Consider the following 13,199-nt stretch of genomic DNA (forward strand, 5'->3'; position numbering starts at 1 on the left):
CATCGGCTCACGGTGCCGCCTCTGAGCCCCCTGCGGGCCGCAGACGGGCCACAGGGGGCCGTAGGGGGTCGCAGGCGGCTCAGGCCGCCGCCACCGCCGCCGCCTCGCCCGTCAGGACCTTGAGCCGCTTGGTGAAGAAGACCATCACCGCGCCGGCCGCGATGACCATCGCGCCCTGCCACAGGAAGTTCCAGCTCTGCCCGATGACCGCGTCGAGCCGGGGCAGCTGCGCGCCGATCGCGTCTCCGGTCGCGGCGGCCAGGAACCAGACGCCCATCATCTGGTTGGTGAAGGCGCGCGGGGCGAGCTTGGTGGTGACCGACAGGCCGACCGGGCTCAGGCACATCTCGCCCATGACCTGGATCACGTACACGCCCACGAGCCACATCAGCGAGACCTTCACGCCGTTGGAGGCGATGGCCGCGGCGCCCGACATGACCACGAAGGAGCCGCCGGTCAGCAGCAGGGCCAGGCCGAACTTGAACGGGGTGCTCATGTGCTTGCCCCGCCGGACCCAGAAGGCGGCGAAGACCGGGGCCAGGACGATCACGAAGAGGGACGGCAGCGACTGGGTCCAGCTGGCCGGGATGTGCCAGCCCAGCAGGGACAGGTCGGTCTTCTGGGCGGCGAACAGGTTCAGCTCGTTGCCCATCTGGTCGTAGACCAGCCAGAACAGCGTGGCGGCCAGGAAGAGCCAGACGTAGGCGCGCAGCCGGGTCTTCTCGACCCGGTCGATCTTCGGGCTGCGGTACATGGAGTACAGCACGCCCGCCGGGACCACGACGGCGACGACCGTGAGCACGAAGGTGATGTTGTCGATGCTCAGGGCGTGCGAGGCGCCGAGCAGGCCGATCAGGACGGCCGTGAAGACCAGGCCGTACGCGGAGGACTTGCGCAGCTTGGCCCGCTCGGCGGCGGTCAGCCGGACCACGGGCTCGGCGCGCAGCTGCCCGGAGAGCTTGCGGCCGCCGAGGACGTACTGGACCAGGCCGAGGGCCATGCCGACGGCGGCGGCGCCGAATCCGAGGTGCCAGTTGACCTCTTCGCCGAGGTAGCCGACGACGAGGGGGGCCATGACCGCGCCCAGGTTGATGCCCATGTAGAAGATCGAGTAGCCGGCGTCGCGGCGCTGGTCGTCCTCGGGGGCGTAGAGCCGGCCGACGAGGGCGGAGATGTTCGGCTTGAGCAGCCCGGTGCCGATGACGATGAGGACCAGGCCGGGCCAGACGAAGACCGGGTCGGGGACGGCCATCAGGACGTGGCCGGCCATGATGACCACGCCGCCCCACAGGACGGCCCGGCGGGCGCCGAGGAACCGGTCGGCGATCCAGCCGCCGGGCAGTGCCAGCAGCGAGATCATGGCCATGTAGACGCCTTCGACGGCCTCGGCCGTGCCCTCGTGGAGGGCCATGCCGCCGTGGGCGCGGGAGGCTGCCAGGAAGTGCACGAGGATGGCGACCATGCCGTAGAGGCTGAAGCGCTCCCACAGCTCGGCGAGGACGAGGGTGGCGAGCCCGCGCGGGTGGCGCTCCCGGCCCGTCCCCGCGGTGTCCGGTCCCGAGGCCTTCTGCATATCCATCGATGCGTTCACATATTCATTGGAGCCTCGGGTCGGGGCGCACGGATCGTCCTTTCGGCCGTTACCGGCGGAAAGCAGACGCCCCGGGCCCAAGGGCCCGGGGCGTTCCTCACGCGGAGGGGGACCCGGTGCGGGTCAGAGGTCCGCGAGCGCCAGCCCGGCCTGGGCCGCGGCCGCCCGGACGGTCTGCTCGAGCAGTACCGCGATGGTCATCGGGCCGACGCCGCCCGGTACGGGGGTGATCAGCGAGGCGCGGGCGGCGGCCGACTCGAAGTGGACGTCGCCGACGTTGCCCTCGTTGTACCCGGCGTCCAGGACCACGGCGCCCGGCTTGATGTCCTCGCCGCGGATGAACTCGGCCTTGCCGACGGCGGCGACCAGCACGTCCGCCTGGCGGACGATGGACGGGAGGTCCACGGTGCGCGAGTGGCAGTAGGTGACGGTGGCGTTCTGCTCCAGGAGGAGCATCCCCGCGGGCTTCCCCAGGATCGCGCTGCGGCCGACGACCACGGCGTGCTTGCCGGTCAGGTCCACGTCGTAGGCCTCCAGCAGCCGCATGATGCCGCCGGGGGTGCAGGAGACGAACCCGGGCAGCCCGAAGCCCATGGCGGCGAAGGAGTGCATGGTGACCCCGTCGACGTCCTTGCCGGGGGCGATGGCCTCGAAGGCGGCGCGCTCGTCGATGTGGTGCGGGACGGGGTGCTGGAGCAGGATTCCGCTGATCTCCGGGTCCTCGGAGAGCGCGGTGAGGGCGGCCACCAGTTCCTCGGTGGTCGTGGCGGCCGGCAGCTCCACGTGGCGGGAGGTGATCCCGGCCTTGGCGCAGCGGTTCTGCTTCATCCGCACGTAGGTGACGGAGGCGGGGTCCTCGCCGACCAGCACGGTCGCCAGACAGGGCGCGGTGCCGGTGCGCTCGGTGATCTTCGCGGCGTGGTCGGCGGTCCGCTCCGAGATGCGGCGTGCCAGGGCCGTGCCGTCCATCAGCCGGGCGGTGGGGGCCTGGCCGTCGGTCTGGGCCGCGGGAACGGTCTGGGCAGTCGTCATGGGGTCTCCTGAGCGTCGCTGCGGGATCGCGGTTCGCCCAGGCGCGCGGCAGTCGACGTACGGAGCACGCCGGGCCGCTCCCCGGTGGTGATCCACCCGAACGCCAGTCACGGCCCGCCGCCAGTGTAGGCGAACCCCCGGGGACCCCGGCGGGGGGCCCGGGGATCGCTGCCGGGCCCCCCGCCGGGATCCCCGGGCCCGGGAATCCGGTGGATGACCGGGGCGCGACCTGGGACGATCGAGACATGACGCCCACTTTTGACCATCTCGTCGCGGAGGCCGACTCCGTGTCCGTGGACGGCTGGGACTTCTCCTGGCTCGACGGCCGCGCCAGCGAGCAGCGCCCCTCCTGGGGGTACCAGCGCCTCCTCGGGGAGCGCCTGGCCGCGGTCCGCTCCGCCCTGGACATCCAGACCGGCGGCGGGGAGGTGCTCGCCGGGGCCGGCCCCCTGCCCCCGCTCATGGCGGCCACCGAGTCCTGGCCGCCGAACGTGGAGAAGGCGACGCGACTGCTGCACCCGCTGGGCGCGGTGGTGGTCGCGGACTGCGACGAGCCCCCGCTGCCGTTCGCCGGCGAGGCCTTCGAGTTCGTCTCGAGCCGGCATCCGGTGACGATCTGGTGGGAGGAGATCGCGCGGGTGCTGCGGCCGGGCGGCACGTACCTCTCCCAGCAGGTCGGTCCGGCGAGCGTCTTCGAGCTGGTCGAGTACTTCCTGGGCCCGCAGCCGGAGGAGGTCCGGCGGGGCCGGCACCCCGACGACGCGGTCGCCGACGCCACGAAGGCCGGGCTCGAAGTCGTCGATCTGCGCTCGGAGCGGCTGCGGACGGAGTTCCACGACATCGGAGCCGTGATCTACTTTCTCCGGAAGGTGATCTGGATGGTGCCCGGTTTCACGGTCGGGCACTACCGGGACCGCTTGCGCGAGCTGCACGAACAGATCGAACGCGACGGCCCGTTCGTCGCGCACACCGCCCGATTCCTCATCGAGGCCCGCAAAACGGGCTGACAAATCGGGCGGACGCGACCACCGCCGATCGGTTGCCCGGTCACAGCGTGGCGCAGGTCACTCAATTGAGCGCGTAACGAATCGACTCGGGCATGCGATGAACCGACAGGTGTCCTCGTGCGGCCCGGAATACAGACCCCCCTCGGGTCTGTTTCCCAAGTTCGCGCGATGATGTCCCGCCATCCCTTTATCTGTTCGCAACGAGAGGCTCCTTGTGTCGCTCAGCCCGTCCCGTACGTTCCCCACGGAGATCGCCGAATCCGAGGCCCTGGTCGCGCTTGTCGAGCGCGGCCGCGAGCAGGGTCACATCAACGGTGATGACGTGCGCCAGGCCTTCGAGGCCGGCCGCATCCCGGTGGACCAGTGGAAGCGGGTCCTGCGCAGCCTGAACCAGGTCCTGGACGAGGAGGGCGTCGCGCTGCACGTCAGCGCCGCGCCCGCCACGAAGGTTGCCGCCAAGAAGCCGCGCAAGGCGGCCGCCGCCCCGGCGCGTGCCGTCACCAAGAAGGCCGCCGCCCCGCCGCGCCTCATCGGCGCGCGCAAGACGGCGGCCCCCGCCACCGCCGCGGCGATATCCGACCCGTCGGCCTCCGGCACCGAGGAGGAGGTGGCGGCCGAGGCCGCTGCCGCGCCGAAGAAGCGGACGGTCAAGAAGACCGCCGTGAAGAAGACCGCGGTCAAGAAGACGGCCGCCACGAAGAAGACCGCCAAGGACGGCGACGAGGGCGACGCCCCCGTGGCCCTGGGCGAGGACTGGGCAGCCGAGGACCTCGACGAGGGCGACGAGAAGGAGACGCCCAAGACGGGCGGCAGCGCCGGCTTCGTCCTGTCCGACGACGACGAGGACGACGCTCCGGCGCAGACGGTCATGGTCGCCGGCGCCACCGCCGACCCCGTCAAGGACTACCTCAAGCTCATCGGCAAGGTGCCGCTGCTCAACGCCGAGCAGGAGGTCGAGCTCGCCAAGCGGATCGAGGCCGGTCTCTTCTCCGAGTACAAGCTCGAAGAGGAGGAGGACCACAAGCCCGCCTTCAAGCGCGAGCTCGAGATCCTGGTCGAGGACGGCCGCCGCGCCAAGAACCACCTGCTGGAGGCCAACCTCCGCCTCGTGGTCTCGCTGGCCAAGCGCTACACCGGCCGCGGCATGCTCTTCCTGGACCTGATCCAGGAGGGCAACGTCGGCCTGATCCGCGCCGTGGAGAAGTTCGACTACACCAAGGGCTTCAAGTTCTCCACGTACGCGACCTGGTGGATCCGGCAGGCGATCACGCGCGCCATGGCCGACCAGTCGCGCACCATCCGCATCCCCGTCCACATGGTCGAGATCATCAACAAGCTGGCCCGCGTCCAGCGCCAGATGCTCCAGGACCTCGGCCGGGAGCCCACTCCGGAGGAGCTGGGCAAGGAACTCGACATGACCCCCGAGAAGGTCATCGAGGTCCAGAAGTACGGCCGCGAGCCGATCTCCCTGCACACCCCGCTGGGTGAGGAGGGCGACAGCGAGTTCGGTGACCTCATCGAGGACTCCGAGGCGGTCGTCCCGGCCGACGCCGTGAGCTTCACCTTCCTTCAGGAGCAGCTCCAGTCGATCCTGGGCACGCTCTCGGAGCGCGAGGCGGGCGTGGTCTCCATGCGCTACGGCCTCAACGACGGCCAGCCGAAGACCCTCGACGAGATCGGCCGCGTGTACGGGGTCACCCGTGAGCGCATCCGCCAGATCGAGTCGAAGACCATGTCGAAGCTCCGTCACCCGTCGCGCTCGCAGGTGCTGCGCGACTACCTCGACTAAAAATCGGGTCGCGCCCCTCAGGTCAGTCGGAAGACCGGCCCGCGGGGCGTGAACGGCAGGGAGGCACCCTGCGGGATCAGGAAGGCGTGCTCGCGCCGGATCCGCAGGGTGTCGGTCCACCCGTCCGTGATCACCAGCACCGGGGCCCCGGGCGGGAAGTCCTCGGCACGCTGCAGCAGGTCGATGCCCGGTTGCAGGACGGTCCCTCCCCGGCCGCGCACCCTCACCCGGCCCGCGATCTCGGTCGGGGGCAGATAGCCCGCGTCGTACGGCGCCGCGTCGCAGAACACGACGCGGGCGGCCGGTACGTCGCGGGCTTCGGCGTACGAGGCGATGGCGCCGAGCGCCTTGCCGAGCAGGGCGGTGTCCATCGACCCCGAGGTGTCGAGGACCACGCCGAAGGTGCAGCGGGCCGTCTCCTCGGCGGGGAAGTACCGGCCGGCCCGCGGGATGTCCGGGGTGGAGGCCTGCCGGCGGGCCGGGCGCGCGAAGCTGCGTACCGGCTCGGGGCGCGGCACGTACTCGTCGAACCAGCGGGCCAGGCGCGCGTCCCAGGGCACCGGGGGGTGGGCCAGTGCCCGGATCTCCTCGATCAGCCCGGCGGGCAGCAGCCCGCGCTTCCCCTGCTCGTGCAGGTCGAAGCCCTGGACCAGGCCGCGCCGGTAGAACTCGTCCAGGTCGGTGTACGGTCCGCTCCCAGGGTGGGTCAGCGGCTCGCCGAGGATGTCCCCGCGGCCCTTGCCGCGCAGGGTGGCGAGCCGGCGCATCCGGCGCAGGTCGCCGGTGATCCGGTCGTAGACCTCCTCGACGGACAGGTCCCGCAGCTCCGGGTCGTACAGCAGCCCCTCGGGCATCTCTCCGACGCCCATCTCGACGAGCCAGCCGTTGACCACGTAGTCGGCGGCCACGTTGTGCAGGTACGGGTCCCGGGCGCCGCGGCGCTCTCCGTGGCGCAGGGCGGCGTGCAGCATCTCGTGGGCCAGGATGAACCGCCACTCCTCGTCGGCGAAGGTGCGCAGCGGGTTGACGTAGATCTCGCCGGCGCTCGCGCTGACGGCTGCGATGTCGATGCCGTCAGCGCGGGCGAGCTCGGCGTCGGCGACGAGCCGCAGTCCCGCGGCGAGGCCGCCCAGCAGCGGGTACGAGGAGACGAACCAGCTCAGGGCCCGCTCCCACGGCTGCGGCCGGTGCCCCTCGCGGCCGGCGGCCAGGTCCATGGTGGCGGAGACGGACCGGGTGAGGGCGTGGGCGAAGCCGGTCTGCCAGTCGGGGGCCGCGTTCCAGTTCCGCCAGGGCTCCAGGATCTGGTCGGGGGCGCCGGCGGCGCTCGTGCCGCAGTCCTCGTAGCGGGGCGGGACCCCGTCCTGGCGCCAGGCGCCGGTGAGCTGCTCCTCGTCGCCGCCCGGGTACGCGTCGGGCAGCCGGTCGGGGGCCCGGCCGACGGGGAAGTTCAGCAGGAAGCGGTTGACGACGACGCAGCGGGCCGCGAGCTCGGCGCGGTCGGGCTGCGGCCGGTCCTCCTCCTTGGCGGCGGGCACGTGCCCGAATCCGAGGTGGAGCAGGCAGTGCGCCAGGGTCCAGGCCCATTCGGCGGGCTCGGCGCGGCGGGCGGGGTGGGCGTGGATCACGCCGTTGGAGGTGACCACCGCGAGGCCGGCGGCGACGCAGAGATCGCACCGCGGGTTGCGGCAGTGGGAGGCGGAGACGGCGTTCAGAGCCGGGTTCTGCCGGATCGCGGCCCGCCCGGCCTCGTAGGCGAGGGTGGCCGGGTCGGGCTTGGCCTGCTTGGCCTGCTTGGCCTGCTGCTTGGACGGCTTGCGGGTGGTCACCGGCGGGCCTCGACCAGGCGGGGCATGTCGCGGGCGGCCTCGATGAGGAACCAGGCGGGCAGCACGGGCTGGCCGTCGGCGTCGTCGGCTATGACGGTCTGGGCCACCTCGACGGAGATCTCGGCGAGCTGCACCAGCAGGGACTTGGCGCGGTAGGCGGTCTGGCGGACCCCGGGCGAGACGTGTTCCTTGCGGGCGGGCAGCTCCTTGACGAGGCGGCCCCGGAAGGCCTCGGCGAGGTAGTAGAGCAGGTCGCGGTCCTCCATGCGGGCGGGCCAGGAGGCCTCGCCCTTGATGACCGCCTCGATGCCGAAGGTGTGGCGGACGATCTTGGCGTAGCCGCGGAAGGAGACGGCGTGCGCGGGGGTGAGCGTGCCGTGCGCGAGCACGCCGAGCGTCTGCTCGTCCAGGTCCGGCCCGAAGGAGTGCAGGGCGTCGGAGAGCATGTGCCAGGAGCGGGGCGTGGAGAAGGGCTCCTCCGTCTTGGGCGGCTGCGACCACAGGTGGTCGGGGCGGTCCGCGAGGTAGTCGGCGACCCAGGGGTGGATGCCGTTCTCGCCGGCCCACACCAGCCAGTCCCCGGCGGACGCCCGCAGGTGGACGTGGGTGAGCCGGTTGACGAGCGCGGAGGCGATGGGCCGGGCCAGGGCGTTGTCGGTGGCGCGGTTGCCCGCGCCGATGACGATGGAGCCCGGGGGCAGCTCGTAGGAGCCGATCCGCCGGTCGAGGATGAGCGAGTAGAAGGCCTTCTGCACGTCCGGGCCCGCCGCGTTGAGCTCGTCGAGGAACAGGCAGTACGGCTCTTCGCGGGCGATGGCCTCGGGCGGGCAGAACACGGAGCGGCCGTCGCGGATCTGCGGTACGCCGATCAGGTCCTCGGGCGCGAGCTGCGTGCCGAGCAGGCTGACGCACTCCAGCCCCAGCGAGTCGGCGAACTTGCGCACGAGCGAGGACTTCCCGATGCCGGGCGCCCCCCAGAGGAAGACGGGCCGCACGGTGGCGAGCCCGAGGAGCAGTTCGGGGAGCTGGGCGGGGGTGACGGTGACGGCGGCCTGCACGGACGTCCTTCGGCGCGAGGGGTGGAATGCGCCCAGTGTCGGTGCACCCGGCCCCCGGCCGCAGCCGAATTTCGTCCGTGCGGGCCCGGGGAGGGAGCGGTCCGCGGCTCAACCGGTCAGTGGATGACCCGGAAGCTGCGCCAGGGGAGGCTGGCGGGGGCCGTCACGTCCGAGAGGGAGGTGGCGACGTAGGTGCCGTCCTCGCGGTCGCCCTTGCGGCAGTCCTCGGTCCGGTACAGGACGACGTCGACGAGGGTGTTGTTCTCGACGTGCGCGGCCCCGTGGGGGAGACCGATGCTCTGGCACCCCCTCACGGAGGTGTTGGAGTAGCTCACCTCGATCGGCGAGTCATGGGCCCTGAAGCTGAGCATGCCCACCGTGCTCCGGCCCAGACCCGAGCAGGCGGTGGCGGTCAGCAGCAGTGCTGCGGCCCCGGTCATGACGCCGGTACGCCGGATGTGGGTCATGGCGCGGTCCTCGTCTGTGCGGTGGCAGGCTGTCAATGGCCACAGCCTGCCCCGGCGGCGCGGGGACGGCATCCGGACCGTGGCCATCCGGGTGAACGCGCCCGCCGGCTCCCGCGGGCCGCACCGGATCAGCGGTTCTCGTCCGGTACGGGCAGGGCCGCGGAGGGAAGCACCCCGGCGGTGGGGGCCGTCCGCCGCGGCTCCTCGGACACGGACACGGGGACCTGCGGGCCGTCCGCCTCGCGCAGCCAGCGGCGCAGGACCCCGTGCACCGCCTCCGCGCCCACCAGTTCGCCGCCCGGCTCCCGGACCGGCTCGGACAGCTCCACCGGCCACATCAGGAACGGGTGCCCCTGCTCCCCGCCGAGGCCGCCGTGCGAGCCGATCTGCTCCTCGAAGGCGTGCACCGCGCCCGTCTCCGGGTCGTACGCCGAGTTCACCATCACGTCCGCCACGTGCGGGAAGGTGTCGGTCCGCCGCACCGCCCGCGCCGCGCCCGGCCCGAAGCGGGCCAGCAGTTCCTCCGCCGCACCGGGCTCGTCCAACCGTGCCTCGGCCCCGGCCGGCCCCAGCACCACCCCGTCGACCAGCAGGAACCCGACCCCGGGGTGGTTCGCCAGGGTCGTCAGCAGCGCCGGGTGGGCCCGCTCGATCCGCGCCCGGGACGCCCGCCCGGGCAGGTCCGGGAAGGAGATCAGCCCGAGGTTGCCGGACGCGAGCACCACCGGGTCCGGGCCCGGCCCGGGGTGCGCCTCCTCGCCCTCCTCCTCGACCGGCCGGTGCAGGGCGGCCCGTACGGCGGCCCGCGCCTCCGCCCCGCTGTGGGTGCGGCCGGCCCGCCGGGACACCGGCAGCCCGCAGCCGGCCCGCACCAGGTCCTTCAGGGTGAGGCCGTACCGGCCCAGGAAGGTCTCCCCCGGGCTCTGGCCGTGGTCCGAGAGCAGCACGATCCGGTACTCCCGGGGCGCGTGCTCGGCGACCCGCGCGATGAGGGCGAGGCTGCGGTCGAGGCGGGCGAGCACCTGGTCGGTGTCGCGGGCGCGCGGCCCCGAGTGGTGGGCGACCTCGTCGTAGCCGACGAGGTCGGCGTAGACCGCGGCGCGCCCGGCGAGCATGTCGCCGATCACCGCGGCGACGACGACGTCCCGCTCGACCACCGTCGCGAAGGCCCGGATCAGCGGGTAGAGCCCGCCGCGGGCGATGCGCGGCATGTCCCCGCGCAGGCGGCCGCGTACCGACTGGGTGATCTCCCGGGCCACTTCGGCCACGAAGGAGAGCGCGGTGCGGACCGCGTTCGCCGGGTCGGAGAAGTACGCGAAGTAGCCCGCGCGGGAGCGGTTGTCCCGACCCCGCCGCGCGGACACGGACAGGACGAGGGCCAGTTGGTCCGCGCCGCCGCTGAAGAGGTTGCCGCGGCTGGCGCCGTCGAGGGTGAGCAGGCCGCCGTCGCCGGTGCGCTCGATCGCGCGCCGCTGGAGCTCGGCGGCGCTGGTGGGCCGGTTGCAGACCACCACCTCGCCGGTGTCCTTCTCGTACCAGCGGAAAGCCGGGACGTCGAAGTTGGAGCCGTGCAGGATGCCGAGCTGGCTGGCGCCGGTCTGGCTGGACCAGTCGGTCCGCCAGGAGGTGACGCGGTGGCTGCGGTCGAGCCAGTCGGCCACCGTCGGCATCAAACCGCTGCCCGCCGCGTGGCGCAGCACCTCGTACCCGACCCCGTCGAGCTGGAGGAAGACCAGGCCGGGCGCGGCCTCGCCGGCGCCGGGCCGCCCCTCGCGGCGCTGGCGGCGTCGGCGGCGGTCGGCGAGCCGGTACAGCCTGCGCCGGTAGGCGCCGTCGTCCCGTACGGCCAGCGCGGTGGAGGTCGCGGACGCGACCGCGGACATCACGGCGGCGACGACGACCGCCGTCTCGGGGGCGACCTGGCCGCGCCCGTCGGGGATCAGGCTGAGCGCTATCAGCAGCAGGGAGCCGTTGAGGAAGAAGACCAGCAGGCCGAGCACCAGGGCGGGCACGAGCAGCAGGGCACGGACGAGAACCGGCCACACGAGCGCGCTCAGCAGACCGAACGCGCCGGCGCCGACGGCGGCCGTCAGGCCGATCTGCGTGATGCTGTCCTGGTCGCCGCCGGCCTGGAGCCGGAAATCGGGGAGGCCGCCCGCCAGGACGAGCATGGTCAGGGTGGACACCGCCCACACGATGAGCACCCGCACCAGGGCGCTGCCCGCATTCCGCCACCGGCCTCGCGACACGCCCGCACCCGCCTCACGCCGTGGCCCGCACCGCGCCGCCGGGCCCCCGTCCCACGCTTCCAGGCTCGCACAACGGGGCCCGCCCGTGCGGATGACACGGGTGGCGGATGTGCGTACGGGAGGCGGCTGCGGGCGCGGCGGGAGGCCGGTCGTGCGCCGGGCGCCGCGACCCGGTGGACCTTTCCGGTCACAGCACTAGGTGCCGTCGTAGCCGGCGGTCGGCATGGAGAGCCGGCGGTGCACCTCGGCCTTCATCGCGGAGGTGTACTGCGGCTCGGCGAGACCGGCGGTTTCCAGCCGTACGCCGCGCCGCTCGCACTCGGCGGTGAACTCCTCCACGGAGCGCAGCGCGCGGGCCAGCACCCGGTGGTTGGCGGTGACGAACAGGTCGACGCGGCCGGCGTCGACGTCGTTCCACAGCCCGCAGTGGTCGGCGCGCAGCCCGTAGACCAGGAGCTGGCGGGTCACCACGTAGCCCCGGCCGACGGCCCAGCGGGCGCACATGGCGTGCTGGCTCCGGGTGTCGACGGCGAAGGGATCGGCGTCCAGATCTTCGAGCGGGGCCAGGCTGGCGATCGCGGCCACGCGCAGCTCATCCATGCCGCCCGACCCTACTCCGATCCGCCGCCGGGGAGGAGGGGGCGTGGAGTCCCGGTTCCGGGCGGATCCGACGGTTCCGGGCGGATCCGCGGGGCAGCCTTTAGGCTCGACGGGAGCGGGACGAGGGAGGGAGACCGGGTACCGGTGGAGATCACCTGGTGGGGCCATGCCACGTGCACCGTCGAGGACTCCGGCGTCCGGCTGCTGACGGACCCGCTGTTCGCACGCCGGCTCGCGCACCTGCGGCGGCGGCGCGGGGCGGTGCCCCCGCCGGAGGCCGCGGTCGCGGACGCGGTGCTCGTCTCGCACCTGCACGCCGACCACCTGCACCTGCCGTCGCTGGCGCGACTGGCGCCCGGAACCCGGCTGCTGGTCCCCCGCGGGGCGCCGCGGGCGGTGCCGGGGCTGGCCAGGCTCGCGCGGGTGCGCGGGCTGGCCGTCACGGAGATGGGGCCGGGCGACGCGGTGACGGTGGGCGGTGGAGCCGGGGGCGCGCGGGTCCGGGTCCGGGCGGTCAGCGCGCGGCACGACGGGCGGCGGCTGCCGCTCGGCCCGCAGCGCGCGCCCGCGCTCGGCTTCGTGGTCGAAGGATCGGCCCGGACCTACTTCGCCGGCGACACCGGGCTGTTCGACTCGATGGCCGGCGAGGTCGGGCCGGTGGACGTGGCCCTGCTGCCGGTGGGCGGCTGGGGGCCGTACCTGGGTCCGGGGCACCTCGACGCGGCGGGCGCGGCGCGGGCGCTGGCGCTGCTGGCGCCGGCGGCGGCGGTTCCGGTGCACTGGGGCACGTACTGGCCGGTGGGCATGGACGCGGTGCGGCCGCACGAGTTCCACGCGCCGGGCGAGGAGTTCGTGCGGTGCGCGCGGCGCGAGGCGCCGAAGGTGACGGTACGCGTTCCGGCGCACGGCGAGCGGATGCGGCTGCCGTGACGGTGTCCTCGACCCTGCACGGCTTCGCGGCGGCGGCCGGCCAGGTCCCGCCGGAGACGACGCAACAGGCCGTCGGATACCCGGCGTTGTTCGTGCTGGTAGCGGTCGGGGCGCTGGTCCCGGTCATTCCCACGGGCGCGCTGGTGAGCTCGGCGGCGGTGGTCGCGCTCCACCAGGGGACTCCGGCCCTGACGCTCTCGCTCGTCTTCCTGGTCGCCTCCCTGGCGGCGTTCGCCGGGGACCTGGCGCTGTACTGGCTGGGCGGGCGCGGGGTGCGCTCGCGGGGCGGCTCGCGCCGGCTGGAGGACCTGCGCCGCCGAGCGACCCCCGAACGCCTCGCCCAGGCCCAGCGGAAGCTGGACGAGCACGGCGTACTGGTCCTGGTGGTCTCCCGCCTGGTCCCGGCGGGCCGGATCCCGGTGATGCTGGCCTGCCTCCTGGCGGAGCTCCCGCTCCGCCGCTTCGCCCGCGGCGACGCCCCGGCCTGCCTGGCCTGGGCGGCGTCCTACGGCCTGATCGGCATCCTGGGCGGCTCCCTCTTCTCGGACCCCTGGAAGGGCGTGGCCCTGGCGGTGGCCCTGACCCTCCTCGTCAGCACGGCCCCCGCCCTGTGGCGCCGCCTCCACGGCTGACGCGGGGCGCGGGTC

At 73.5% G+C, this 13,199-nt stretch carries 11 protein-coding genes and 1 riboswitch; of the genes, 4 read left to right on the forward strand and 7 right to left on the reverse strand.

Annotated elements, in window-relative coordinates; genetic code table 11:
• Positions 1-79 precede the first annotated feature (79 nt).
• The gene (locus DRB89_RS24515) at positions 80-1,591 is read right to left on the reverse strand and encodes a peptide MFS transporter (RefSeq protein WP_239516317.1); all 1,512 of its coding nucleotides are present in this window, start codon (positions 1,589-1,591) and stop codon (positions 80-82) included.
• A gap of 123 nt (positions 1,592-1,714) precedes the next feature.
• Positions 1,715-2,623, reverse strand: a complete 909-nt coding sequence (locus DRB89_RS24520; RefSeq protein WP_112448952.1) for a bifunctional 5,10-methylenetetrahydrofolate dehydrogenase/5,10-methenyltetrahydrofolate cyclohydrolase — start codon at positions 2,621-2,623, stop codon at positions 1,715-1,717.
• A gap of 28 nt (positions 2,624-2,651) precedes the next feature.
• A riboswitch (ZMP/ZTP riboswitch) is annotated at positions 2,652-2,744 on the reverse strand.
• Positions 2,745-2,868: 124 nt separating this feature from the next.
• Here DRB89_RS24520 and DRB89_RS24525 point away from each other — a divergent pair.
• Positions 2,869-3,630, forward strand: coding sequence for a methyltransferase domain-containing protein (locus DRB89_RS24525; RefSeq protein ID WP_112448953.1), 762 nt, complete (start codon positions 2,869-2,871; stop codon positions 3,628-3,630).
• Positions 3,631-3,844: 214 nt separating this feature from the next.
• Positions 3,845-5,419, forward strand: a complete 1,575-nt coding sequence (locus tag DRB89_RS24530) for an RNA polymerase sigma factor (RefSeq protein WP_239516318.1) — start codon at positions 3,845-3,847, stop codon at positions 5,417-5,419.
• A 17-nt stretch (positions 5,420-5,436) separates the two neighbouring features.
• Here the strand turns inward: DRB89_RS24530 and DRB89_RS24535 are convergent, their stop codons facing one another.
• From DRB89_RS24535 to DRB89_RS24555, 5 genes are all read right to left on the reverse strand, one after another.
• A complete protein-coding gene (locus DRB89_RS24535) occupies positions 5,437-7,248 on the reverse strand; it encodes a hypothetical protein (protein ID WP_112448955.1) in 1,812 nt (603 codons plus the stop codon).
• Positions 7,245-8,306: a MoxR family ATPase gene (locus tag DRB89_RS24540; RefSeq protein ID WP_112448956.1), complete on the reverse strand. Its 1,062-nt coding sequence runs from the start codon at positions 8,304-8,306 to the stop codon at positions 7,245-7,247. The genes DRB89_RS24535 and DRB89_RS24540 overlap by 4 nt, the downstream gene beginning before the upstream one ends.
• Before the next feature lie 116 nt (positions 8,307-8,422).
• Positions 8,423-8,773 carry a hypothetical protein gene (locus DRB89_RS24545; RefSeq protein ID WP_112448957.1) on the reverse strand — a complete coding sequence of 117 codons (351 nt, stop codon included), beginning with the start codon at positions 8,771-8,773 and terminating at the stop codon, positions 8,423-8,425.
• Positions 8,774-8,901: 128 nt separating this feature from the next.
• Positions 8,902-11,022, reverse strand: coding sequence for a phage holin family protein (locus DRB89_RS24550; protein WP_112448958.1), 2,121 nt, complete (start codon positions 11,020-11,022; stop codon positions 8,902-8,904).
• A 195-nt stretch (positions 11,023-11,217) separates the two neighbouring features.
• On the reverse strand, positions 11,218-11,622 hold the full coding sequence (locus DRB89_RS24555; RefSeq protein WP_112448959.1) for a hypothetical protein: 405 nt from the start codon (positions 11,620-11,622) through the stop codon (positions 11,218-11,220).
• Between the two features lie 144 nt (positions 11,623-11,766).
• Here DRB89_RS24555 and DRB89_RS24560 point away from each other — a divergent pair, with 144 nt between their 5' ends.
• Positions 11,767-12,552 carry an MBL fold metallo-hydrolase gene (locus DRB89_RS24560; protein ID WP_112448960.1) on the forward strand — a complete coding sequence of 262 codons (786 nt, stop codon included), beginning with the start codon at positions 11,767-11,769 and terminating at the stop codon, positions 12,550-12,552.
• Positions 12,549-13,184: a VTT domain-containing protein gene (locus DRB89_RS24565; RefSeq protein WP_204357730.1), complete on the forward strand. Its 636-nt coding sequence runs from the start codon at positions 12,549-12,551 to the stop codon at positions 13,182-13,184. Before DRB89_RS24560 ends, DRB89_RS24565 begins: the two co-directional genes overlap by 4 nt.
• The last annotated feature ends 15 nt before the right edge of the window (positions 13,185-13,199 follow it).

The organism is Streptomyces sp. ICC4, from assembly GCF_003287915.1.
Taxonomy (GTDB): Bacteria; Actinomycetota; Actinomycetes; order Streptomycetales; family Streptomycetaceae; genus Streptomyces; species Streptomyces tritrimontium.